The sequence below is a fragment of the Thalassovita autumnalis genome (assembly GCF_001458255.1).
GTDB lineage: Bacteria > Pseudomonadota > Alphaproteobacteria > Rhodobacterales > Rhodobacteraceae > Thalassobius > Thalassobius autumnalis.
Genome location: NZ_CYSB01000029.1, coordinates 95,588 through 117,893, shown reverse-complemented (window position 1 = coordinate 117,893; position 22,306 = coordinate 95,588). Strand labels below are relative to the sequence as shown.

At 61.1% G+C, this 22,306-nt stretch carries 22 protein-coding genes and 2 riboswitches; of the genes, 11 read left to right on the top strand and 11 right to left on the bottom strand.

Going from position 1 to position 22,306, the window contains the following annotated elements:
• The first annotated feature begins 45 nt into the window (after positions 1-45).
• The gene (locus tag TL5118_RS10920; protein WP_058245041.1) at positions 46-471 is read left to right on the top strand and encodes a DUF1801 domain-containing protein; all 426 of its coding nucleotides are present in this window, start codon (positions 46-48) and stop codon (positions 469-471) included.
• A gap of 7 nt (positions 472-478) precedes the next feature.
• Here TL5118_RS10920 and TL5118_RS10915 read toward each other — a convergent pair whose 3' ends face one another.
• Positions 479-1,411 (bottom strand): MBL fold metallo-hydrolase, encoded by a 933-nt coding sequence (locus TL5118_RS10915; protein WP_058245040.1) that lies wholly within the window; start codon positions 1,409-1,411, stop codon positions 479-481.
• 179 nt (positions 1,412-1,590) lie between these two features.
• Here TL5118_RS10915 and gltX point away from each other — a divergent pair, with 179 nt between their 5' ends.
• Positions 1,591-2,916, top strand: a complete 1,326-nt coding sequence (gene gltX / locus TL5118_RS10910; RefSeq protein ID WP_058245039.1) for a glutamate--tRNA ligase — start codon at positions 1,591-1,593, stop codon at positions 2,914-2,916.
• A gap of 110 nt (positions 2,917-3,026) precedes the next feature.
• Here gltX and TL5118_RS10905 read toward each other — a convergent pair whose 3' ends face one another.
• Both TL5118_RS10905 and TL5118_RS10900 read right to left on the bottom strand, forming a co-directional pair.
• Positions 3,027-3,485, bottom strand: a complete 459-nt coding sequence (locus TL5118_RS10905) for a CBS domain-containing protein (RefSeq protein ID WP_058245038.1) — start codon at positions 3,483-3,485, stop codon at positions 3,027-3,029.
• Between the two features lie 325 nt (positions 3,486-3,810).
• Entirely contained in the window at positions 3,811-4,431 is a 621-nt protein-coding gene (locus TL5118_RS10900) for a gamma-glutamylcyclotransferase family protein (protein WP_106404205.1), read from the bottom strand.
• Positions 4,432-4,522: 91 nt separating this feature from the next.
• Here TL5118_RS10900 and TL5118_RS10895 point away from each other — a divergent pair, with 91 nt between their 5' ends.
• The 5 genes from TL5118_RS10895 to TL5118_RS10875 all read left to right on the top strand — a co-directional run bounded on the left by TL5118_RS10895 (position 4,523) and on the right by TL5118_RS10875 (position 11,456).
• The gene (locus TL5118_RS10895; protein WP_058245037.1) at positions 4,523-4,969 is read left to right on the top strand and encodes an RrF2 family transcriptional regulator; all 447 of its coding nucleotides are present in this window, start codon (positions 4,523-4,525) and stop codon (positions 4,967-4,969) included.
• Positions 4,970-5,027: 58 nt separating this feature from the next.
• Positions 5,028-5,116, top strand: a riboswitch (glycine riboswitch).
• Positions 5,117-5,192, top strand: a riboswitch (glycine riboswitch).
• Positions 5,193-5,276: 84 nt separating this feature from the next.
• A complete protein-coding gene (gene gcvT / locus TL5118_RS10890; protein WP_058245036.1) occupies positions 5,277-6,401 on the top strand; it encodes a glycine cleavage system aminomethyltransferase GcvT in 1,125 nt (374 codons plus the stop codon).
• 29 nt (positions 6,402-6,430) lie between these two features.
• Positions 6,431-6,790: a glycine cleavage system protein GcvH gene (gene gcvH, locus TL5118_RS10885; protein WP_058245035.1), complete on the top strand. Its 360-nt coding sequence runs from the start codon at positions 6,431-6,433 to the stop codon at positions 6,788-6,790.
• Between the two features lie 157 nt (positions 6,791-6,947).
• Complete coding sequence (gene gcvP / locus TL5118_RS10880; RefSeq protein ID WP_058245034.1) at positions 6,948-9,794, top strand: aminomethyl-transferring glycine dehydrogenase; 2,847 nt, start codon at positions 6,948-6,950, stop codon at positions 9,792-9,794.
• A 219-nt stretch (positions 9,795-10,013) separates the two neighbouring features.
• On the top strand, positions 10,014-11,456 hold the full coding sequence (locus tag TL5118_RS10875; RefSeq protein ID WP_058245033.1) for a Hint domain-containing protein: 1,443 nt from the start codon (positions 10,014-10,016) through the stop codon (positions 11,454-11,456).
• Positions 11,457-11,475: 19 nt separating this feature from the next.
• Here the strand turns inward: TL5118_RS10875 and TL5118_RS10870 are convergent, their stop codons facing one another.
• The 3 genes from TL5118_RS10870 to TL5118_RS10860 form a co-directional block, all read right to left on the bottom strand.
• Positions 11,476-12,330 carry an inositol monophosphatase family protein gene (locus TL5118_RS10870; protein WP_058245032.1) on the bottom strand — a complete coding sequence of 285 codons (855 nt, stop codon included), beginning with the start codon at positions 12,328-12,330 and terminating at the stop codon, positions 11,476-11,478.
• A 69-nt stretch (positions 12,331-12,399) separates the two neighbouring features.
• Positions 12,400-14,916: an ABC transporter permease gene (locus tag TL5118_RS10865; protein WP_058245031.1), complete on the bottom strand. Its 2,517-nt coding sequence runs from the start codon at positions 14,914-14,916 to the stop codon at positions 12,400-12,402.
• Complete coding sequence (locus TL5118_RS10860) at positions 14,913-15,605, bottom strand: ABC transporter ATP-binding protein (RefSeq protein WP_058245030.1); 693 nt, start codon at positions 15,603-15,605, stop codon at positions 14,913-14,915. The genes TL5118_RS10865 and TL5118_RS10860 overlap by 4 nt, the downstream gene beginning before the upstream one ends.
• On the opposite strand from TL5118_RS10860, the gene TL5118_RS10855 reads away from it, so the two are divergent.
• Positions 15,604-16,284 carry an arylesterase gene (locus tag TL5118_RS10855; protein WP_058245029.1) on the top strand — a complete coding sequence of 227 codons (681 nt, stop codon included), beginning with the start codon at positions 15,604-15,606 and terminating at the stop codon, positions 16,282-16,284. The two genes, TL5118_RS10860 and TL5118_RS10855, sit on opposite strands and share 2 nt — an antisense overlap.
• 89 nt (positions 16,285-16,373) lie before the next feature.
• Here the strand turns inward: TL5118_RS10855 and TL5118_RS10850 are convergent, their stop codons facing one another.
• Positions 16,374-16,580 carry a cold-shock protein gene (locus TL5118_RS10850; RefSeq protein WP_039685727.1) on the bottom strand — a complete coding sequence of 69 codons (207 nt, stop codon included), beginning with the start codon at positions 16,578-16,580 and terminating at the stop codon, positions 16,374-16,376.
• A gap of 223 nt (positions 16,581-16,803) precedes the next feature.
• Complete coding sequence (locus TL5118_RS10845; protein ID WP_058245028.1) at positions 16,804-17,010, bottom strand: cold-shock protein; 207 nt, start codon at positions 17,008-17,010, stop codon at positions 16,804-16,806.
• 246 nt (positions 17,011-17,256) lie between these two features.
• Here TL5118_RS10845 and trxC point away from each other — a divergent pair, with 246 nt between their 5' ends.
• On the top strand, positions 17,257-17,688 hold the full coding sequence (gene trxC / locus TL5118_RS10840; protein ID WP_058245027.1) for a thioredoxin TrxC: 432 nt from the start codon (positions 17,257-17,259) through the stop codon (positions 17,686-17,688).
• Between the two features lie 9 nt (positions 17,689-17,697).
• Here trxC and TL5118_RS10835 read toward each other — a convergent pair whose 3' ends face one another.
• Positions 17,698-18,018: an antibiotic biosynthesis monooxygenase family protein gene (locus TL5118_RS10835; protein WP_058245026.1), complete on the bottom strand. Its 321-nt coding sequence runs from the start codon at positions 18,016-18,018 to the stop codon at positions 17,698-17,700.
• A gap of 190 nt (positions 18,019-18,208) precedes the next feature.
• On the opposite strand from TL5118_RS10835, the gene TL5118_RS10830 reads away from it, so the two are divergent.
• Positions 18,209-18,856, top strand: coding sequence for a hypothetical protein (locus TL5118_RS10830; protein ID WP_058245025.1), 648 nt, complete (start codon positions 18,209-18,211; stop codon positions 18,854-18,856).
• A gap of 54 nt (positions 18,857-18,910) precedes the next feature.
• The gene (locus TL5118_RS10825) at positions 18,911-19,393 is read left to right on the top strand and encodes a HugZ family pyridoxamine 5'-phosphate oxidase (RefSeq protein WP_058245024.1); all 483 of its coding nucleotides are present in this window, start codon (positions 18,911-18,913) and stop codon (positions 19,391-19,393) included.
• A gap of 10 nt (positions 19,394-19,403) precedes the next feature.
• On the opposite strand, the gene TL5118_RS10820 is transcribed toward TL5118_RS10825, so the two are convergent.
• Both TL5118_RS10820 and TL5118_RS10815 read right to left on the bottom strand, forming a co-directional pair.
• Positions 19,404-21,692, bottom strand: coding sequence for a glycosyl hydrolase family 28-related protein (locus TL5118_RS10820; RefSeq protein ID WP_058245023.1), 2,289 nt, complete (start codon positions 21,690-21,692; stop codon positions 19,404-19,406).
• Positions 21,693-21,833: 141 nt separating this feature from the next.
• Positions 21,834-22,250, bottom strand: a complete 417-nt coding sequence (locus TL5118_RS10815; RefSeq protein ID WP_242601770.1) for a DUF4864 domain-containing protein — start codon at positions 22,248-22,250, stop codon at positions 21,834-21,836.
• Positions 22,251-22,306: the final 56 nt, after the last annotated feature.

The window sequence follows — 22,306 nt, the reverse complement described above, 5'->3', positions numbered from 1 at the left end:
GGGCAAGTGGCTTGATCCCCGTATGTCTCTGCGCCAGCATGGGATATGGCCAATAAAACCCAACCCCATGACCTGAACCCGCGTGATTTTCTAGCGACTGTGGAACCTGTGAAACGGCGTGAGGATGGCTTGGTTCTGCTGGACCTGTTCCAGCGCGTCACCGGATTCCCGCCCATCATGTGGGGGCCGTCGATCATTGGCTATGGCCGCTATTACTATCGCTACAAATCCGGGCGCGAGGGTGATTTCCTGGCCACCGGGTTCAGTCCGCGCAAGGCGAACCTGTCGATCTACATCATGCCGGGGTATCAGGAATACGCAGAGATCCTCGGCCGGTTGGGCAAACATAAACTGGGCAAATCCTGCCTTTATGTGAATAAGCTGGCGGACATTGATCTGGAGGTTCTGGCGGAATTGATCCACGCTGGATTGCAGGATCTGGACCGGATCTGGCCGGTCCAGCCTGCGTGAGCACCTATCAGAGCATGTGTTGATAGCTGGCCGCGGTGTAGTGGAAGCCGTCGCCGCGGGTTTCGACATAGCCCATGCCGGGGAAAGGCATGTGATAGCCGATGAAGGGCACGCGGTCTGCGGCCAGCATCGACAGCACCTTGCGGCGGGTCCGGGCAGCGGCGGCTTTGTCCATGTCAAAACGCACCTCCCAATCGGGATAGCCCAGCGACCACACATAGTGGTTGGCAAAATCCGCCGCGATCAGCAACTGTTTGCCACCGGAATCCAGCATATAGGTCATATGGCCCGGCGTATGGCCAAAGGCTGCCATCGCGGTGATGCCTGAGGCCGGGCTGTCGCCATCGCCGATCATCGCCATCTGTTCGGCCAACGGGCGCACGTTGCCTTCGAAGCGTTCGTTTTCAGCCCCGGCCCAATGGTCAAATTCAGCCGATCCGGTCACGTAGCGGGCATTGGGGAAGGTGGCGGTGCCATCGGTCAGCAGGCCACCGATATGATCGCCATGCATATGGGTGATCACCACCACATCTACCTGATCCGGCGTGTAGCCTGCCGCTGTCACCGCGGCAGCGATGCCCGCGCCATTGAGGCCGGTGTCAAACAGAACCAGCTCACTGCCGGTGTTGACGATGGTGGGGGTAAAGAAGAACTGCGCCTTATCGGTGGGGATATTCGCCATGTCCGAGGCTTTGGCAAAATCATCGGCACTGACATTCATGCCAAAGATCTTTTGCGGTTCTTCCACGGTGCGGGTGCCGGCCAGGAGGGTGGTGACCTCCATCTCGCCCAGTTTGAAACGGTTGAATTTGGGCGTTGCGGCCCCCAGCATTTCAGCCGCGGCAAAAGCAGGGGACGGGGTCAGCGCACCTGCGATGGGCAGGGCAGCGCCGGCCAACAACAGATGGCGGCGCGAAAGTAACGGGGACGTCAGGGGCATTCGGGGTTCCTCCACAGATCAGCGGGTCAAGATCAATGGCTCAGGAGGGTAGGCGGCGCGGCGCAATAGTCTCGCGCTTTCACGCTTTCGTGATAATCGGCACGGACCCCTTGGAAACGCAGCCCCAACTGGACAAATCGCACAACCTGTGACATGTGGCCCAGCAACAGGAGATCACGATGACCGTTACCCGTTTTGCCCCTTCGCCGACAGGCTACATCCATGTCGGCAACCTGCGTACCGCGCTGATGAACTATCTGATCGCCAAAAAGGCGGGCGGCAAGTTCATTCTGCGCATCGATGACACCGACCCGGAGCGGTCGAAGGAAGAGTATGTCGACCAGATCCAACGGGATCTGGAATGGCTGGGGCTGGAGTGGGACGTGATGGAGCGCCAGTCGCTGCGTCTGGACCGCTATGCCGAAGCGGCTGACAAGCTGCGTGAGATGGGCCGGTTCTATGAGGCGTTTGAAACCCCGACCGAGCTGGACCTGAAACGCAAGAAACAGCTGAACATGGGCAAGCCGCCGGTCTATGACCGCGCCGCATTGGCCCTGTCGGAGGCCGAAAAAGATGCCCTGCGCGCGGAGCGTGGCGATGGCGTTTGGCGGTTCAAGCTGGACCACCAGCGGATTGAATGGACCGATGGTGTTTTGGGCGACATCTCCATTGATGCGGCCTCGGTGTCTGATCCGGTGCTGATCCGGGCTGATGGTCAGGTGCTCTACACCATTGCCTCGATCGTGGATGACACCGAAATGGGCGTGACCAATGTTGTGCGTGGCTCCGACCATGTGACCAACACCGCGACCCAAATCCAGATGATCCAGGCGCTGGGCGGCACGGTTCCGGCCTTTGCCCACCATTCGCTGCTGACCGGCCCACAGGGTGAGGCGCTGTCAAAACGTCTGGGCACATTGGCGATCAAGGATCTGCGCGAACAGGGCGTGGAGCCGCTGGCGCTGCTGAGCCAGATGGCGCGTCTGGGCTCCTCTGATCCGGTGGAACTGCGGTCTTCGATGGAGGAGTTGGCAGAAGGCTTTGACATCAACAAGTTCGGCTCGGCGCCGACCAAGTTTGATGTGCAGGACCTGTTCCCGCTGACCGGGCATTATCTGCAGACCCTGCCGTTTGACGCGGTGAAGGATGAGATTGCCGAAATCGGTGTGCCTGCAGATCTGGCTGAACAGTTCTGGACCGTGACCCGTGACAACATCACCGTGCGCGCAGACCTCAAAGGCTGGTGGACCCTGTTCAGCGAAGGCGCAGAGCCTGAGATCGCGGATGAGGACAAGGCGTTCATTGCCGAAGCGATGAAACTGCTACCTGAGGGCCCGTTTGACGGTGACACCTGGAAAAGCTGGACCATGGCCGTGAAAGAGGCCACAGGCCGCAAAGGCAAAGGTCTGTTCATGCCGCTGCGCAAGGCGCTGACCGGTCAGGGCCACGGTCCCGACATGGGCGATGTGATGCCGCTGCTGCAGGTGGTCAAGGCGCGCGGCTAACGCGCCCACAGATCAAAGAAACGCAAAACCCCCGCGATCTGCATCGCGGGGGTTTTTCTTTGCGGCCACAAGGCGAGGTGGGGGGAAGTGCCCCGTAGCGCTAAATCGGATCAGACGCGCTCAGCGACCTGCAGTTCAGTGTCTTGAACGATGCCAGCCAGGCCAAAGTTCTGCACGGCCAGGGTCGACAGCTCGGTCACCACTTCGCGCATGCAGATCATGCCAATGACCACACCGTTTTCAACAACCGGAAGGTTACGGATCTGGTTCTGCATCATCACCGCGATGGCCACCACGATGGTGTCATCGGATTTGGCAACGATGGGATCCGGGGTCATCACCTCACGGATCGGAGTGCGTACGGTTTTGCGTTTGCCACCAATGCAGCGGCGCACGATGTCACGCTCGGAAATCACGCCAATCAGGGTGCCGTTGTCATCAATGACCGGCAGCGCGCCCAGTTTGCGGTTTGTCATGATTTTACAGGCCTGACGGGCCATGTCGTCGGGCGACACACAGAAAAGGCGACGTTTGCGAATAATCTGCGAGACGGTTCTTAGTTTCTTCATGTTTCCCCCTTCGAGAGCTTTCTCTAGTTGTCCGATCTGCGTCATTGGTAAAAAGCCCTCGTGAAACGTTACAAAAATACATGTGACCCTAAGCGGCAGCGTTGGATCGTTTTTCCCAGTATGAAGAACGGCCGGAAACGGCCCCATTTAACCCCGTCAAAACGGAGGGGAGGGGCTCTCTTTAGGGGGTATTGGGGCGAAATTTGCGGAACAAAAGCGGGAAATTGACCGAATTGTTCACGTCTTGGGGGGATTTTATCGCAGCCCCGGCCCTAAGACGGGGCGGGGAATGCGTGGTTTTAGCGCTTAATTGAGACGCAGATCCTCAGCTGCGGCCGCCAAACTGCAGGGCGGCTTCAAAGTCCGCCAGTTCGGTGCCCTCCAGATGCATCGGTGTGGCCCCGACCTGCACCAGCATCTGATCCACCAGACTGCGCTCTTTTGCACTCAGCACCTGATGGCGGGGGTAGTAAGGCGCGGCGCGGTCATCAAGGATCGGCGCGTCCCAGCCATCTGTGGTGGCAAAGAAGTCAGCAACGCCGTCTGCGCCAAATTCCTGCAAGTATCCCTGAGCCACCACATCAAGGTAGCTGAGCAGAACCGGGTGACGCCGGTCCGGGGCGCCATGTTTGCCCTCAGGGATCGCATAAATCGCCACATCCGGACGCGCCGGCAGCGGATGATCCAGCGTTTCCGTCAGCGCCACCCGGTCATAGGCAAATTCGCGTTCGTCCAGCGCCGCCCAGTCATTGCCCGGCACGCCGGCAATCAGCCCTTCAATGGCGCTGCCGGGCGCGGGCACCCCGGTCAGAAAGGCAATCGGGCGCAGCGAAGTGTGGCGCCAGGCCCGCCGCCAGCCCTGCACTTTGGCGCGGTGGGCATCCTCATAGACGTGGGTTTTTCGGTTCACGAGGGAGCCGTAGCCAAAGAAAAATGCATTTGCCATGCAGGAAATCACCCCAATCTTGATCCATATCAATCCCTCACAGGCCTGTGAGGTGCATGGTGCAGGCCTCAGCTGCTGTAAGGGCAAGAACATGCGTGTTACCAAACGAACCAACATTGCGATCCGTATTCTGATGTTTTGCGCCGCCAATGACGGCCGCTTGGTGACAAAATCGGAAATCGCCGAAAGGTGCAATGCCTCGGAAAACCATTTGGCGCAGGTCATCAACCAATTGGGTCAGCTGGGCTTCCTGCGCACGCAACGGGGTCGCAATGGCGGGTTAATGCTGGGCCGCCCCGCAACCGAAATTCACATCGGCGATGTGTTTCGCTCGCTGGAGGCCTCGGTGCCGCTGGCCGAGTGTTTTGCCGACGTTGATAACACCTGTCCCCTGACCGAGGCCTGCCGCCTGCGGTTGGCCCTGGCCGATGCGGCCGAGGCGTTTTTTGCCCACCTCGATCAGGTCTCATTGGATTCGCTGGTTTGCGGCAATGACCGCCTGCTGGAGATCCTCAGCCCCGCAACTTGTCGCGCCTGATCGGCAATCTGTCGCATTGAGACCCTTGCTCTGAAAATCCGACTAGGATAATCACCCTGTCAACTGATCGGGAGAACTGGCCGCGTGCCAGTGCCGAAGGAGCAACCGCCCCGGAAACTCTCAGGCCAAAGGGACCGATCAGGGCTGACTACTCTGGAGAGAGGCGCGAAAACGCGTCCGCCGAAGGGATAACGATCTCAGGCACCGTGACAGAGGGGGCATCAGTGGCGCGGCTTCGCTGCGTCTGAATGATGCCGGACGGGGAGTTTCAAATTCCGACCCGGTTGAGCGACAGCTGGGAGGCGACATGTCCGAACTGAAATCCCTCACCCTGGATGCATTGCATCGTGAACTGGGCGGCAAGATGGTGCCGTTCGCAGGCTATGAGATGCCGGTGCAATACCCCGCCGGTGTGATGAAGGAACACCTGCACACCCGCAGCCAGGCTGGTCTGTTTGACGTCTCGCACATGGGACAGGTGATCCTGCGCGGCTCTTCCTACGAAGAGGCCGCGCTGGCGCTTGAGGCGCTGATCCCGGTAAATGTGGCAGGCCTGAAAGAGAACCGTCAGCGCTACGGGTTCTTCACCAACGATCAGGGTGGCATTCTAGACGATCTGATGTTTGCCAACCGGGGCGATCATATCTTCGTTGTGGTGAACGCCGCCTGTAAAGATCAGGACATCGCCCTGATGCAAAACGGTCTGCCCGAAGGCGTTGCGGTTGAAGTGATCGACGATCGCGCCCTCTTGGCTCTGCAAGGCCCGGCGGCTGAGGCGGCGCTGGCGGCGCTGAACCCGGCTGTGGCGGATATGAAATTCATGGATGTCGGCATCTATGATCTGAACGGTGCGGAATGCTGGATCTCGCGTTCGGGCTACACCGGCGAAGACGGCTATGAAATCTCTGTTCCGAATGACGCCGCCGAAGGTCTGGCGCGCGCCCTCCTCGCGGACGAACGTGTTCTGCCCATCGGCCTTGGTGCCCGTGACAGCCTGCGCCTTGAGGGCGGCATGTGCCTTTACGGTCATGACATTGACGAAACCACCAGCCCAGTTGAGGCCGCGCTGACCTGGGGCATCCAGAAAATCCGCCGCACCGGCGGCGACCGCGAAGGCGGCTTCCCCGGCGCCGAACGTATTCTGGCCGAGCTGGAAAACGGCGCCCCGCGTGCCCGTGTTGGCCTGAAACCCCAGACCCGCGCCCCGATGCGCGAAGGTGTTGAACTTTACGCCACCGACAACGGTGGCGCGCCGATCGGCAAAGTGACCTCGGGCGGCTTTGGCCCCTCGGTCGAAGGCCCCGTTGCGATGGGCTATGTCGCAACCGAAAACGCCGACACCGGAACAGTTCTTTACGGCGATGTACGTGGTAAACGTATGGCCGTGGAAGTTGTCGCGCTGCCCTTCGTGGCTGCGCAATTCAAACGATAATCCAGATCTCTGCAGGGAAGGATCCAGACATGAAATATACCGAAGATCACGAGTGGCTGAAGGCCGACGGCAACATCATCACCGTAGGCATCACCGAGCACGCCTCGACCTCGCTGGGCGATGTTGTGTTCGTTGAGCTGCCCGAAGTCGGCACCGAAGTGGAAAAAGGCGATGAGATCGTTGTGATCGAATCCGTGAAAGCTGCCTCGGACATTGTGGCCCCGGTTGACGGTGAAATCGTCGAAGTGAACGAAGCCCTGGAAGATGAGCCGGGCAAAGTGAACGAAGACCCCACCGGCGAAGCTTGGTTCTTCAAGGTGAAGGTCGAAGATGCCTCGGTCATCAACGACTACATGGATGAAGCCGCCTACAAAGCGCTGGTTGAGTAAACCAAACGTTAAGCCTGCGCAGCGCTGCTGACGGGCTGACACCTCGGGCGCTGCATGGCGCCCCTTGTACCGCGCCCCAGACGGGGAGGGGCGCGGTGCCTCCCGGCAGCGACGCTGCCGCCACAACGACCACATATCGCGCGATAAGGAGCTTGGGATGCCGTTCCAGCCAACCGACTATTTGCCCTACGATTTTGCCAACCGCCGTCACATCGGGCCCTCGCCTGAAGAAATGGCTGAGATGCTGCAAACCGTCGGTGCCGACAGCCTTGAGGCCCTGATTGATGACACTGTTCCGGCCCTGATCCGCCAGGAGGAGCCGCTGGGCTTCGGCAAGGCGCTGTCCGAGCGTCAGATGCTGGCCCGGATGAAAGAGGTCGCTGGCAAGAACAAGGTTCTGACCAGCCTGATCGGCATGGGCTACCATGGCACCGTGACCCCGCCCGCCATCCAGCGCAACATTCTGGAAAACCCGGCATGGTATACCGCCTACACCCCTTATCAGCCTGAGATTTCACAGGGCCGTCTTGAGGCGCTGTTGAACTACCAGACGATGATTTCCGATCTCACCGGTCTGGAGATCGCTAACGCCTCGCTGCTCGATGAATCCACCGCCGCCGCCGAAGCCATGACCATGGCCGAGCGTGTGTCGAAGTCGAAATCCAAAGCCTTCTTTGTCGATGAAAACTGCCACCCGCAGAACATCGCCGTGATGCAGACCCGCGCCGCGCCGCTGGGTATTGAGGTGATCGTTGGTGCGCCTGAAGATCTGGACGCCACCGCTGTCTTTGGCGCGATCTTCCAGTACCCCGGCACCTATGGCCACGTGCGCGACTTCACCGCCGAAATGGCCGCACTGCATGAAAACAAGGCCATCGGCATCGTGATCGCTGACCCGATGGCGCTGGTTCTGCTGAAAGAGCCGGGCGCAATGGGCGCCGACATTGCTGTGGGTTCGACCCAGCGCTTTGGTGTGCCACTGGGCTACGGTGGTCCGCACGCCGCCTACATGGCCTGTAACGACAAGTTCAAACGCTCGATGCCCGGCCGTCTGGTTGGTGTCTCGATCGATGCCCGCGGCAACCGCGCCTACCGCCTGGCGCTGCAGACCCGCGAACAGCACATCCGCCGCGAAAAAGCGACATCGAACGTCTGTACCGCGCAGGCCCTGCTGGCGGTGATGGCCTCGATGTATGCCGTGTTCCACGGGCCGGCCGGTCTGAAAGCCATCGCGCAGAAGATCCACCGCAAGACGGTGCGTCTGGTCAAAGGTCTGGAAGAAGCCGGTTTTGCGGTCGAGCCGAAGGATTTCTTTGACACTGTGACCGTCGAAGTGGGCCCGCTGCAAAAGGCCGTGCTGAAATCGGCTGTGGACGAAGGCATCAACCTGCGCCCCGTCGGCGACACCAAGGTTGGCATCACCATTGACGAAGCCGTTGTGCCCGCCACCATCGAAGCGGTCTGGCGCGCCTTTGGCATCAGTCGCAAGGACGATCAGCCCGGTGAATGGCGTCTGCCCGATCACGCGCTGCGCAACTCGGACATTCTGACCCACCCGATTTTCCACATGAACCGGGCCGAGACCGAGATGATGCGTTACATGCGTCGTCTGGCGGACCGCGATCTGGCGCTGGACCGTGCGATGATCCCGCTGGGCTCCTGCACCATGAAGCTGAACGCGGCGGCAGAGATGATGCCGATCAGCTGGCCGGAACTGTCGGATCTGCACCCGTTTGTGCCGCTGGATCAGGCGGCAGGGTATGCTGAGATGATGTCGGACCTGTCCGACAAACTGTGCGAAATCTGCGGCTACGATGACTTCTCGATGCAGCCGAACTCGGGCGCGCAGGGCGAATACGCTGGTCTTTTGACCATCGCCGCCTACCACCGCGCCAACGATCAGGGCCACCGTAACGTCTGCCTGATCCCGATGTCGGCCCACGGCACCAACCCGGCGTCGGCCCAGATGGTGGGCTGGAAAGTGGTTCCGGTGAAATCGCTGGAAAATGGCGACATTGATCTGGACGATTTCCGCGCCAAGGCGGAACAGCACGGTGAGAACCTCGCAGGCTGCATGATCACCTACCCCTCGACCCACGGTGTGTTTGAGGAAACCGTGAAAGAGGTCTGCCAGATCACCCATGATCACGGCGGTCAGGTCTATATCGATGGCGCCAATATGAACGCGATGGTCGGCCTCAGCCGTCCCGGCGATCTGGGCGGCGACGTGAGCCACCTGAACCTGCACAAGACCTTCGCCATTCCCCATGGCGGTGGCGGCCCCGGCATGGGTCCGATTGGCGTAAAGTCGCATCTGGTTCCACACCTGCCCGGCCACCCGGAAACCGGGGGCACCGAAGGTCCTGTTTCGGCAGCGCCTTACGGTTCGGCTTCGATCCTGGCGATCTCCTGGGCCTATTGCCTGATGATGGGCGACAGCGGTCTGACGCAGGCCACCCGTGTGGCGATCCTGTCTGCGAACTATATCGCCAAACGCCTCGAAGGTGCGTTTGAGGTGCTCTACAAAGGGCCAACCGGCCGTGTGGCGCATGAATGTATCGTGGACACCCGTCCCTTTGCCGACAGCGCCAATATCACCGTGGACGATATCGCCAAACGTCTGATCGACAACGGCTTCCACGCCCCCACCATGAGCTGGCCAGTGGCCGGCACCCTGATGGTGGAGCCGACGGAATCGGAAACAAAAGCTGAGATTGACCGGTTCTGCGATGCCATGCTGTCGATCCGGGCCGAGATTGAGGCGGTGGAAAAAGGTGACATTGATGCGGAAAACAACCCGCTGAAACGCGCGCCCCACACTGTTGAGGATCTGGTGGGTGAATGGAATCGCCCCTACAGCCGTGAACAGGGCTGTTACCCGGCCGGTGCCTTCCGCGTGGACAAATACTGGCCGCCGGTCAACCGCGTCGACAACGCCCATGGCGACCGCCATCTGGTCTGCACCTGCCCACCGATGGACGACTACGCCGAAGCGGCCGAATAAACCGCGGATATCAAAACAGAAAGCGCCCCTATCCGGGGCGCTTTTTCTTTGGCCGCTGCACCCTCCGCGCAGCGAAATACACCCCTGAATTACGCAGGGTGTCCATGCGCAACCGGTTCAAATTTAAGCCCAATTTGAACCATATTGCCGCCTGCAAGCAGGATTATCTTAAGCCTTGAGGACGTACGCCTGTTCAGGCGCAACTTGGGGCATTTGTTTATGGCTATCGGTGAGGCAGGGTCGATTACGACGAATTCTCCAACGGAGAATGCGCCGATCACTGTCACCCTAGAGGAGCCATTGACCAACCCGGTCTTTGCCTTCACCGCCACCAACAACGGTGGCGATCAGTTCACCATCCGCCTGACAGATCAGGTGCTGGACGGTGATGGCAACACCACCTCCTTCAGCTTCATCATTGAGGAATGGGAATACCACGACGGGCCGCACCCGGCTGTGGAAACCATCAACTGGCTGGCGATTGAGGCCGGGGTGCATACCCTGCCGGATGGCCGGATTATTGAGGCCGGAACAACCGCCACCGATGCCTCGGGCCGTTCGGCCAGTTTCAGCGGCAGCTTCACCGATCCGCCGGTGGTTCTGACCTCGGTCATGTCCAACAATGACACCACCACCGTGGACAGTGATCCGCTGAACATCACCTCTTCGGGCTTTGACCTCTCCCTGCAGGAGGAAGAGGCGCAAGCAGATGATCATGGCACGGAAACCATTGGCTGGATCGCCATTCAGGCGGGCGGCGATGGCTCCGCGGGCACAGCCAACACATTTGGCGGCTTTGACGATAACGTTGATACCTTCGGCCTTGGGGCCACCTTCACCGATGCAGTGGTGCTGGGCGAAACCCAGACGATCAATGGTGGCAACCCCGCCACGGTTGTCATCGACAGCCAGAACAATTCCAGCGTCGACATGTTCCTGGAGGAGGAGGCGTCGCGCGATAGTGAGCTGAACCACATCGATGAAACGCTGGGTCTTGTCGCTTTTGAGGATGGGCTGATTCCCTGTTTCACCCATGGCACCCTGATCCGCACCCCCGCCGGGGAGGAGGAGGTGCAACACCTGCAGAAAGGTCAGCTGCTGCCGCTCTGGTCCGAAGGGGCGGCGCGGGTGCGGCTGGTTCTGCAACGCCATCTGAGCGCCAAGGATCTGGCGGCCTATCCCCACTTGCGCCCGGTGAAGATCACGGCGGGCGCTATGGGGCTGGGGTTGCCAAAACGCGATCTCTGGGTTTCACCGCAGCATCGGATGCTGGTCGCCTCACCGGTGGCAAAACGGATGTTCGGCGCGGCCGAGGTGCTGGTGGCCGCCATCCGCCTGACGGAGCTGCCGGGGATCTACGTGGATGAATGGGTGGACTGCATCACCTATGTGCATGTGGTGATGGATCAGCATCAGGTGATCATCGCCGAAGGCAGCCCCAGTGAAACGCTGTTCACCGGGCCTGAGGCCCTGCGCGCCATGACGCCCGCCGCCCGGGAGGAGCTGTTTCAGCTGTTTCCCGATCTGGCCATCCGCCGCGGCCTGCCCGACCCCGCGCGTCCTATCCCGGAAGGCAAACAGCAAAGGCGGCTGGTTGCCCGGTTGCAGAAAAACGCCAAACGCCCCTTGGATCAGAAGGTGCTAGGCGCGCCGGGCGTTTGAGCGCACCCCTGAAGGGCGATCACTTCAGAAAGGCCAGATGCGCCGCAACCTCCTGCCAGACCTGTTCGTTGGCCGCTGTCAGCAGGTAGCCCTTGGTGATTGCCGTGTCATAATCGCGCCCATCAATGAACCGCGCCACACCGCCGGCGTTTTGCACCGCCAAGACACCTGCGGCATGGTCCCAAGGGTTCAGCATCCCCGACAGGCAGAAATCCACCGCGCCCTGCGCCAGCAGCCGATATTCATGACAGGAACAGCGCAGCATGAAGGTTCGGTTGAAACTGGGCAGCGCCGCCGCCATCTGCGCCTGCACCGATTTTTCCATCAGATACAGATGGACATAACCGGTCAGCGTGTCGAGCGGCCCACCCGTGGCCGTTTGCAGCGGCAGCGGTGGCATCCCATCGCGGGCCAGAACGCTGGGCGCCGCGTCATGAGTCACCACCCAGTCATCCATCACCACATCATAGAGCAGCCCAAAGACCGGCTTGCCCCGCACCGTCGCCGCCAGAATGACGCCGAAAACCGCCAGCCCATTGGCAAAGTTCCAGGTGCCATCCACCGGATCAATGATCAGCGCCAGATCTGCCCCGGCCGCTTTGGCCCGCAGGGTGGGATCGGCGCTGGCAGCTTCCTCACCAAGGATCATGGCCTCAGAGAAGGCTTCGCGCAGCACCGCCGCAATCCGGGCCTCAGCGGCCAGATCCGCCTCGGTCACCAGATCATCGGGTTTGGTTTTCGAACGGATGTCACCCGCTGCCAGATTGCGGAACCGCGGCAGTATTTCTTCGCGGGCCACCTCACGCACCGTGGCGATCAGCAGATCTTGTTGATCTTGGCTCAGCGATGGGTGCTGTTTGTGGTCCTGTGACATGGTGGTCCCCTCTGATGACATCACCAGAGGGGTGCCATCGTGCGATGACATTGGCAAGACAATGAGCGGTTATTCCCGTGCGCGCAGGGTATGCACCGGTTTGGTCCCCAGCGCCGCCCAGGCAAAGCCAAAGCCCGCCAGCAGCGTCGCAACCACACCGCCTGCCACGATCCCAAGGGCGGAACCCCAGATCACTGTGAACTCACTCTCCATCACAAAGCGCATCACCGCCCAGCCGCCGGCAATCCCGGCAAACAGCGCCACCAGCGCTGCGCCGCCGCCTAATAGGGCTGAACGCAGGGCGAAACTGCTCAGGATCCGGGGCCGTGTCGCGCCCAGCGTTTTCAGCACCGCCGCCTCATAGGCCCGCGCAGGGGCACCTGCTGCCGCCGCGCCGATCAACACAAGGAACCCGGTCAGCAGGGTTGCCGCCGCACCCCAGCGGGTGGCATTGGCGATGCCCTCCATCAACACGGTCACCCGGTCGATGGCATCGCGCACCCGGATCGCGGTGATGTTGGGATAGCTGTTGGTCTGATCGCGCAGGATCGCGGCCTCGGCCCCTTCTTCGGCGTAGACCGTGGCGATGAAGCTATGCGGTGCCCCGCGCAGCGCGGCCTCATTCATTGCCAGCACAAACCCCATGCCTGCGGTGGAAAAATCCACCTCCCGGAAGGAAGTGATAGTGCCGGTGATGTCACGGCCCAGAATGTTGATGGTCATGCTGTCGCCCAGGCTCAGACCCATCTCTTCGGCCTCTTCCGCGGCAAAGCTGATCTGCGGCGCGCCGTCATAGCCTTCGCCCCACCATTCGCCTGCCGTGATGCGGGTGGTTGCGGGCAGGGCGTCGGCGTAGGTGACGCCGCGATCGCCGGTGACAACCCAGTGATCGCCAGCCACCTCGGTCGCCGGGCGGTCGTTGATCTGGGTGATCACCCCGCGCAGCATCGGCGCATGTTCGGTGCGGCTGACCGCATCATCGGTGGTCAGCCGGTCCAGAAACCCGTCAATCTGATCGCGCTGAATGTCGACAAAGAAGAACGACGGCGCCTTGCCCGGCAGATCCTGCGCGATGGCGTTTCTGAGGTTGCCGTCAATCTGCCCAACAGCGGCCAGTACGGTCAGCCCCAGCCCCAGCGACAGAACCACCGGCGTGGCCTCATCGCGCGCGCTGCCGATCGCCGCCACCGCCCATCGCAGGGCCGGGCGGCCCCGGGTCCAGGGCGCAACCCGCCGGGCCAGCGCCCTGAGGGCCAGCGCCGCAATCGCCAGGATCACGAGGGACAGAACCACACCGCCAGCGGTCCAAAGTGTCAGCGTCACCGTGCCGGAAAAGGCCACCGCCACCGCCACCAGTGCCGCCGCCAGCAGCAGGGTGATCGCCACAAAGGGCAGGGGGGGCAGCAGTTTGGCACCCGCCATCGCATCGCGGAACAGGGTTGCGGCACGCACCTCACCTGTGCGCGCCAAGGGCCAGAGGGTGAAGATCAGCGCGGTCAGCGCGCCATAGATCGCCGCCTCAATCAGCGGGGCGGGATAAAGGCCAAAGGCCGCCGGCACAGGCAATTGCGCCGCAATCACCGGGCCCAGCAGAACCGGTACCAGCCCGCCCAGCAGCAGGCCCAGGGTGATCCCGACCAAAGACAAGACACCGATTTGGATGAAGTAGACCTGAAACACCGTGCGGCGATCCGCACCAAGGCTGCGCAGCGTGGCAATGACGCTGGTTTTACCCGCCAGGTAGGCGCGCACCGCAGCCGAAACCCCAACACCGCCAACCGCCAGACCGGAGAGGCCAACAAGGATCAGAAAGGCCCCCAGCCGTTCGACAAAGGTGGCAATCCCCGGCGCACCGTTACGGGCGTCGCGCCAGCGCAGGCCCGAATTGGCAAAGAGATCCTGCGCCTCTTGTTTCAACGGCTCCAGCTGGTGCCCCTCGGGCAGCAGCAGCCGGTATTTTGAGGAAAACAGGCTGCCCGGCGCCAGCAGGCCTGAGTTTTCCAAAGCCTCGCGCGTCACCAAGGTGCGCGGACCAAGTGCAAAGCCATCGCCGGCGCTGTCGGGTTCATTGGTCAGGGCCGCCATCAGCACAAAGTCCTGAGTGCCAAGGCGGAAGGTCTCACCGGGCGACAGCTCCATCTGATCGATCAGCAGCGGATCCAGCACCGCACCGGGCAGACCATCCTGCCCCGCCAGCGCCTGATCCAGCGGCAGGGTCGGGTCCAGCGCCACCTGACCGACCAGCGGATAGGCATCATCAACCGCCTTCACCTGTGTCAGCGCCCGCACATCCCCGCGCACCGCCATGGAGCGGAAGTCAGCCACCTCAGAAACGGCCACCGCGGTCTGCGCCATCCAGCGCCTCTCGGCGTCATCGGCAAACCGGTAGGTAAACTCCATCTCCGCATCGCCCCCAAGGAGCGCGGCGCCTTCATTGGCAAGGCCCGCCTCGATGCCGGATCTGACCGATCCGACCCCGGCAATGGCGGCCACACCCAGCACAAGGCAGGCCAGAAAAATGCGAAAACCGCGCAGCCCGCCGCGCAGTTCCCGTCGGGCCAGTCGGGCCGAAAGCGCCAGACTCATGCTGCTGCCCCTGCTGCCGCTTGATCAACGCGGCCATCGCGCAGCCGCACCACGCGGTCACAGCGTTCAGCCAATTCGCGGGAATGGGTGACAAGTACAAGGGTGGATCCATGCCGGTCGCGCAGCCCGAACAGCAGGTCAATGATCGCCGCGCCATTGGCGCCGTCCAGATTGCCGGTCGGTTCATCCGCCAGCAAGATTTTGGGGCGGGGGGCGGCGGCGCGTGCCAACGCCACGCGCTGCTGTTCGCCGCCAGACATCTGCGAGGGATAGTGATCGGCGCGCGCTTCCAACCCGACGGCTTGCAACTCTTCCATGGCGCGGTCAAAGGCATCCCGGTGACCAGCCAGTTCCAGCGGGGTGGCGACGTTTTCGAGGGCGGTCATGGTGGGGATCAGATGGAAAGACTGAAACACAATCCCCATGCTATCGCGGCGGAACCGGGCCAGCTGATCCTCATTCATCGTGGTCAGCTCCTGCCCCAGCGCGGTGACGCTGCCGGTAGTGGCCTGTTCCAGCCCGCCCATCAGCATCAGCAGCGAAGATTTGCCGGACCCCGAGGGGCCGATCAGCCCTAGGCTCTCGCCGCTCTGGACATCCAGTGAAATGCCGTGGAGGATTTCGATGCGCCCGGCGTTGCCATCCAGCGAAAGCGTCACATCTCTTAGAGAAAGAACCGGAGTCACCATGTCTATCAGCCTGTTTATTCGTGTGTTTCTGTCATATGGGGCGGCGATATTGAGGGGCAAGACCCTGCTGCTGCCGCTTTTTCTGCTGGCAGCCCCCGTCGGCGCAGAACCGCTGAGGCTGCTCGCCTTTGGTGACAGCCTGACCCAGGGCTACGGGCTGGCGCAGGGCGATGGCTTTGTGCCCCAGCTTGAGGCCTGGCTGCGTGATCAGGGCCAAGATGTCAGCGTGACCAACGCCGGGGTCTCGGGCGACACCACCGCAGGCGGCCTTGCGCGCATTGACTGGACCCTGACCGAACCCTTTGATGCGATGATCCTTGCCCTTGGCGGCAATGACCTGCTGCGCGGCACCGCGCCAGAGGTCACGCGGGCCAATATCGATGGCATTTTGCAGGTGGTGACAGCCAAGGACATGGATGTGCTGCTGGTCGGCATGGCGGCGCCCAAAAACTATGGCCCTGAGTTTGAAACAGCCTTCAACGGCATTTGGCCCGACCTGTCGGCGCAATATGGCACATTTTACGCACCGTCGTTCTTTGATGGGCTGCCCAGTGATGATCCCGCAGCACTGGGGCAATACATGCAGTCCGACGGCATCCACCCGAACGCCGAAGGTGTGGCGCTGATCGTTGCCGGGCTGGGGCCGCAGGTGCTGCAGTTGCTGGCAGGGGCAAAGTAAGCAGGGACACAGTAACAAGTTGGCAACAAAAAACGGGCCGCTACGGCCCGTTTCGATCTGCTTAACGCTTTTTCAGCTGTGTCGCGGGCTTAGGCCAGCGCGATGTTCACGGCCGATTCGCGACCGTCACGGCCTGCTTCCAGGTCGAAGGTCACCTTCTGGTTGTCAGCCAGACCGGTCAGGCCCGAACGCTCAACAGCCGAGATATGTACAAACACATCTTTGCCGCCGCTTTCAGGTGCGATAAAGCCGTAGCCTTTGGTGGTGTTGAACCATTTTACGGTGCCGTTGGCCATTCCGTAGTCTCCTAATATGTGCTGCCCGCGGAGGTGCGGCAGCCTGGCAGGTCATCAGCAAGATCGAAAAACTGAGCCGTATAATAGGAGCAGAGGTCGAAAGCGTTTAACGTAGCACCCCAGATATGGGCCGCTTCCGCCAACAAGGCAAGTTACCATTCAAAAAAATAACGGGCCCAGAGGGCCCGTCGATGTCATAAATGTATAAAAATCTGTCGGCGGTTTAGACCAGTGACAGGTTCACCGCCAGTTCGCGACCGTCGCGACCTGCTTCCAGATCGAAGGTCACCTTCTGGTTGTCAGCCAGGCCGGTCAGGCCCGAACGTTCCACAGCCGAGATATGCACAAACACATCTTTGCCGCCGTTTTCGGGCGCGATGAAGCCATAGCCTTTGGTGGTGTTGAACCATTTTACGGTGCCGTTGGCCATTCCGTAGTCTCCTAAAATAGTGGCTGCTCCGCTTACTGAAACAGCTTGGTGTCTCTATCGCTGACCTTGGGCTTAGGGCCGTAAACCGTGCTGCGACCAACGAAAGAAATTAACGAACACGCTGACTATGGGTAGAATTACGGTATCGGGCAAGCCTGTTGATGGATTTGCCCGGGCTTGTGGTTTTGCGGCGACATCTTATATCGCGTTGTGAATATGACTATGCCGATGACAACGGAGAGCGCGATGGCTGGCAAGAAATTGACCTGTCTGGACTGTGGGCTGGTGAACCGGGTGCCGGTGGACCGGCTGAGCGCTGGACCGAAATGCGGCACCTGCGGCACCAAACTGTTTGCGCAAAAACCTGTGGAGGTCGATCTGGCCACGCTGCAAAAGGCGGCGCGCAATGATGAGGTGCCGCTGGTGGTGGACTTCTGGGCGCCCTGGTGCGGCCCCTGCCGTCAGATGGCGCCGCAGTTTGCGCAAGCCGTGCAACCGCTGTCGGGCCGCGCCCGGCTGGTCAAGCTGAACACCGAAGCCCACCCCAAAGCCTCCCAGCGCTACGGCATCCGCGGCATCCCGATGCTGGCGGCCTTCCAGGGCGGTAAGGAAAAAGCCCGCAAAGCCGGGGCGATGCCGACCCCGGCGATTGTGCAATGGGTGCAGGGCGCGCTCTGACCCGAAGGGTCAGTCGTAGGAATGCGCCACCTCATACATCACCGGCTCAAAGCTTTTGCTCAGCACGGCAATGTCCCGGTTGCGTTTGCGCATCTCATCGGTGCGCAGCATCGCCTGAAAATCTTCGCGCCGTTGCCATTGCGAATAGTTGGCGATCCGGGTCTGGGCATCATTCACATGCAGGCCTGCCGCGATGAATCCGGGCTGTTTTGAGATGAAGTGTTCATAGGCATCCTGAAGTGCTTCGAGCAGATCTTGGCAGGTGCCTGGCGTCATTTCAAAGGTCGTGATGACAGTCTGAAAATCGTTGGATTGCGAGATCTTAGGCATGAGAACCTCCTCCTGATAGGATCAGCCTAGGCGCAGGACCCCGGTATCTGCAACGTTCATCCTCGCTTATTTTGATCTGACCTCTAGGGGGGCGGGCGTTCTGGGGCCGCATCCACGCCTTGTTAATCGGGGTTAACCCCCTGTTTACCGCTTTCGGTCAGGCTTGCTGGGCTCCGTTAGCGAAGGTCCCATGCGCAGCCTCATATGCCTCTTCTTGCTGATCCACTGTCCTGCCGCAGCTCTCGCTGGGGCGTGGCTGCGTGAGGAGGGCACAGGGTTTTCGTCCCTGTCGTTTTATGCATCCGAACCCTTTGATGAGGAAAGCTATTACACCGGCCTTTATCTGGAATACGGGCTACGGCCCAATCTGACCGTCGGGTTTGATCTGGGGCGCGGGGTGACCGGGCAGAACAAAACCATCGCCTTTGCCCGCCTGCCGATCAAGGCGCAGGGGCAGGACCGGTTGGCGTTTGAACTGGGGCTGGGACGGATCGCGGGCCAGCAGGTGCTGCGCCCGGGCCTTGCCTATGGGCGCGGATTTGACACGCGCTGGGGCGGCGGTTGGTTGGCGTTGGACAGTTTTGTGGAATTTGACCTCGGCGACCGGCAGGTGGATGTGAAGTCGGACCTGACCCTTGGCGTGACATTGGACAGTGGCCGCCGGTGGATGGTGCAACTGCAGGCCGGTCGCGCCGCGGATGAACCTGAGTTCCTGCGCATCGTGCCCTCCACCACCTATGAAATCCGCCCCGGCTGGCAGTTGGAACTGGGCCTGTCCAAAGCGCTGATAGGGGCGCGGGAAAATGGGGTCAAACTGGGCCTCTGGTATGATTTCTGATATTTTAACTCAGGAATGCTTGCCAAAGGTTAGCATCGGGTCTACATCGCGTTTATGCCTGAGTTAGTTCAACCCACCGATGATGAGGCCCGCGCGCTGGCGCGTGGGTTGATTGATGAGGCGCGCTATGGCGCCCTTGCAGTGAATGAGGCCGGCACCGGCCTGCCGATGGTGACCCGCGTGGCTGTTGGCACCACCCCAGAGGGCGCGCCTGTGACGCTGGTGTCCGGCCTGTCTCATCACACCAAAGCGCTGAAAGAGGATCAGCGCTGTTCGCTTCTGGTGGGGGAACCCGGTGACAAGGGCGATCCGTTGACCCACCCGCGGCTGACGCTGATGGCCAAGGTGCGCTTTGTGCACCACGGTGACAGCGAACGCGACGCCTTGGCAGCGCACTATCTGGCCAGCCACCCGAAATCGAAACTCTACATCGATTTCCCCGACTTCTGTTTTGCCATTTTCGAGGTGGACAAAGCCTATATGAACGGCGGCTTTGCCCGCGCTTATGAGCTGACGGCTGAGGATCTGGGCCTCTAACCCAGCGCCGCTAGTTGTTGTCGATCCGCGCCAGAACGGTCACGCTGCCCACAGTGTTTTCCGAAAACCGCAGCGTGATCCGGTCACGGTTTGTGCCCTGTTCGGTCGAGACATAGGGGAAATCGTAATTGGCCACATTGGCGGCATTGGCGATCTTGCCACGCGCCACCACCGAATCCACGTTCTGGGCATAACCGCCAAAGGGCAGCGGCCCGGAACAATCCACCGTCCAGACATTATCCAGCGCGTTTTGGTCATGGCTGATCCGTGCTGGGTTTTCGATCCCTTGGGTGATCGACTGGAAACTGTTGCCCTGCACCAGCACATTGCGGATGCGGCTGTAATCCAGATCGGCAAAGGTCGTGTCGACCAGATCCACCCGGTCCAGATTGCCATGGATGGCGCGGAACATATTGCCGGCGATGGTCAGCCCGTTGATGAAATGCCCCGGCCCATGCGGCTTGATCACAATGAATCGTGACCAGGGGGCGGAGCCGATTGATTGAAAGATATTGTCGGTGATGTTGAGCGCTGAGAAGGAAAACTCAGAGGCAAAATCCGGCTCGGGATCATGCTCATTGCTCCACTCGATAGAACAATTGTCGACGTAGTTGCCATTGATCGTGGCGCGGTTCTGTGTCGCCGTCAGCACCAGCCCGGCCACCCGCACGCCATCGGGTTCATTGTCACCCAGGAACCAATGGTTGCCGGTGATGATGGAGGAGGTGCCCCCAAGCACGGCAAAGTGACGGAACTGGGTGATCCGGTTGTCGCGGATCTTGACGTCATTGGCATTGGCGTTCACCGCAACGGTGCTGCGGTCCTGAACCCGCAGGTTGCCCTCATTTGACAGGAACTGGCAGCGGTCAATCAGCATCCCCTGACAGCCGTCCCCGGGTGAGGTGATGGCGCGGTCTTTCGGCGTGGTGAAGAAACAGTCCTTCACATGGAAAATCAGCCCGGCCGGGGCCATCAGCACCGCACTGGCGCGGCCGTTGCACAGAAACTCAATATCCGACATGGAGAATTTGGACAGCTTCTGGAAGCCGCTGAAATCCATCACATATTTGAACCGGGTGAAGGTGTAAGTCTGCCGCCCCACCGCGTCATAAAGCGGCGCGGAGAGGGTAATGACGCGCGTTGCTTCATTCTTTTCGCGCACATAGACCTCACGGCCGACACCGGCGCCGGTGATCAGCGCCCCAACGGGGATGTTGGCGATATTGTCCACGTCCGTCAGCTGCCAGTGGTTGGAGGTGGCGTAGCTCGCGGGCGAGGTCACCTGTTCGGTGTCCCAATCGCTGGAGTTTTCCACATAGAACATGCCGTTGCGGATATGGCGGCGTTGGGCATATTCGGTGCGGTTCGGCACAGCCGCCGCCATGTCAATCGGGGCCGAGATGTTGATGCGGCGCCCGCCCAGATCCAGCCCTTCGTGATCGGCATTGTTCAAAAGCGACTGAAACGCCTTCTTGAAGGCCAGGACCTCATCCCCGAAGGCGTTGATATAGGTTGGTAGATCAAAGCTTTTGGTCAGCGACAGGATGGCGTCATCGGGCATGCTCAGCGTGCCTTCGAACTCCACCGGGTTTTCCAGCGTCACGGATGAGGCCAGCCGATACGTCCCGGCTGAGATCAGCACCCGACGGCCATTGGCCGCCGCATCCGCGGCCAGAAAGGCCGCGCTGTCATCTGTTGTGCCATCGCCCAACGCGCCATAGTCGCGCACATCGACCCAGTTCATCATGTCGCGGTGGAAGGCCGCGGTGATATCTTCGATCACCAGATCATCAATGCGCACCACGCCGCCATTGCCGCCGGTCAGGTCCAGTCCGAAGTGGCCGTAGATCGCACCATCGCCCCAGACCATATCCACACCTGTGCGCGCGCCGGTGCCAACAATGGCGCTGACCGTGACCACCTCGCCATAAAGGCTGAGGTTGGTTGTGGGGCCGCTCTCCACCAGACCGCCGACGTTGCTGTCACTGGCATTGCCCGCCCAACCCGCAATCCGCACCGAGGGCAGGTTGCCACTGATCGCTTTGACCCGCGCGGTGATGCGCAGGTAGCAGCCGGGCAGCAGCGGAGTCTGTCCCATGTAGCGCAGCCGCTGCGTGCTGTTGGTTTTGACCATCTCAAGGCAGCCACCAAAATCCGCATCCGCCGGCACCAAGGCGGCGTTGGCCGCACCGTCATAGCTGGCCGATCCCGGCGTGCCGTCGCCACTGGACCATTGTGCTAGCCCCGCCGCAAAGGCCGGGGGCATGAAGGTGAGACCGTCGGTGATTGCCTTGTTCATCGCTATGCCCTTTCCCAGAAACGTCCCGCACTGCGGGCCTGTTGAGGGCTAGGGATAGGGGCACAAGGTTAATGCACGCTTGGACCACCGTGACGGTGGCGGCAGGGAGGTAGGCGGCGGGGGACTTGCGGAGCGGAGGCGTCAGACGCCCGCGTCCATCGGGGGGCGCAGGAAGACGCCATCGATGCGCCAGCCCTTATCGGTTTCCACCATCAGATAGTCCAGCTGGTGGCGTTTGCCGGATTTGTCCTGCACCTCAATGCGTTGCACCGCGCCGCCCTCCTGTTCCTGATGGTCCAGAAAGGCCAGGGCGGTGGGGCGCCAGACCATCGGGTAGCCCCGCTGAACCATGGTGCCGAAGTTCTGCGAGGTGCCAAACAGCCGGCGGATGTTGGGGCTGGCAAAACTGAAAGCCGTGGAGAAATCATCGGCCTGAAAGGCGGCGATCTGGTTTCGGATCACCTGCTCCACCGCCGAACGCTCCGCAAGGGCGGCGCGGGGCAGGGACAGCAGCAAAGGCAGCATCAGGGCAAGGGCTAGGGTCGGGATCAAACGCATGGCGGGCCTCCTGACATTCAGGTAGGCCCGCCAAAGTTTCCGTCAAATTTGAGGGA

Excerpts from the sequence above, each read along its gene's own strand:
- TL5118_RS10920 (WP_058245041.1), top strand. The coding sequence starts at position 46 with ATGGCCAATAAAACCCAACCCCATGACCTGAACCCGCGTGATTTTCTA.
- TL5118_RS10915 (WP_058245040.1), bottom strand. The coding sequence starts at position 1,411 with ATGCCCCTGACGTCCCCGTTACTTTCGCGCCGCCATCTGTTGTTGGCC.
- gltX (WP_058245039.1), top strand. The coding sequence starts at position 1,591 with ATGACCGTTACCCGTTTTGCCCCTTCGCCGACAGGCTACATCCATGTC.
- TL5118_RS10905 (WP_058245038.1), bottom strand. The coding sequence starts at position 3,485 with ATGAAGAAACTAAGAACCGTCTCGCAGATTATTCGCAAACGTCGCCTT.
- TL5118_RS10900 (WP_106404205.1), bottom strand. The coding sequence starts at position 4,431 with ATGGCAAATGCATTTTTCTTTGGCTACGGCTCCCTCGTGAACCGAAAA.
- TL5118_RS10895 (WP_058245037.1), top strand. The coding sequence starts at position 4,523 with ATGCGTGTTACCAAACGAACCAACATTGCGATCCGTATTCTGATGTTT.
- gcvT (WP_058245036.1), top strand. The coding sequence starts at position 5,277 with ATGTCCGAACTGAAATCCCTCACCCTGGATGCATTGCATCGTGAACTG.
- gcvH (WP_058245035.1), top strand. The coding sequence starts at position 6,431 with ATGAAATATACCGAAGATCACGAGTGGCTGAAGGCCGACGGCAACATC.
- gcvP (WP_058245034.1), top strand. The coding sequence starts at position 6,948 with ATGCCGTTCCAGCCAACCGACTATTTGCCCTACGATTTTGCCAACCGC.
- TL5118_RS10875 (WP_058245033.1), top strand. The coding sequence starts at position 10,014 with ATGGCTATCGGTGAGGCAGGGTCGATTACGACGAATTCTCCAACGGAG.
- TL5118_RS10870 (WP_058245032.1), bottom strand. The coding sequence starts at position 12,330 with ATGTCACAGGACCACAAACAGCACCCATCGCTGAGCCAAGATCAACAA.
- TL5118_RS10865 (WP_058245031.1), bottom strand. The coding sequence starts at position 14,916 with ATGAGTCTGGCGCTTTCGGCCCGACTGGCCCGACGGGAACTGCGCGGC.
- TL5118_RS10855 (WP_058245029.1), top strand. The coding sequence starts at position 15,604 with ATGTCTATCAGCCTGTTTATTCGTGTGTTTCTGTCATATGGGGCGGCG.
- TL5118_RS10860 (WP_058245030.1), bottom strand. The coding sequence starts at position 15,605 with ATGGTGACTCCGGTTCTTTCTCTAAGAGATGTGACGCTTTCGCTGGAT.
- TL5118_RS10850 (WP_039685727.1), bottom strand. The coding sequence starts at position 16,580 with ATGGCCAACGGCACCGTAAAATGGTTCAACACCACCAAAGGCTACGGC.
- TL5118_RS10845 (WP_058245028.1), bottom strand. The coding sequence starts at position 17,010 with ATGGCCAACGGCACCGTAAAATGGTTCAACACCACCAAAGGCTATGGC.
- trxC (WP_058245027.1), top strand. The coding sequence starts at position 17,257 with ATGGCTGGCAAGAAATTGACCTGTCTGGACTGTGGGCTGGTGAACCGG.
- TL5118_RS10835 (WP_058245026.1), bottom strand. The coding sequence starts at position 18,018 with ATGCCTAAGATCTCGCAATCCAACGATTTTCAGACTGTCATCACGACC.
- TL5118_RS10830 (WP_058245025.1), top strand. The coding sequence starts at position 18,209 with ATGCGCAGCCTCATATGCCTCTTCTTGCTGATCCACTGTCCTGCCGCA.
- TL5118_RS10825 (WP_058245024.1), top strand. The coding sequence starts at position 18,911 with ATGCCTGAGTTAGTTCAACCCACCGATGATGAGGCCCGCGCGCTGGCG.
- TL5118_RS10820 (WP_058245023.1), bottom strand. The coding sequence starts at position 21,692 with ATGAACAAGGCAATCACCGACGGTCTCACCTTCATGCCCCCGGCCTTT.
- TL5118_RS10815 (WP_242601770.1), bottom strand. The coding sequence starts at position 22,250 with ATGCGTTTGATCCCGACCCTAGCCCTTGCCCTGATGCTGCCTTTGCTG.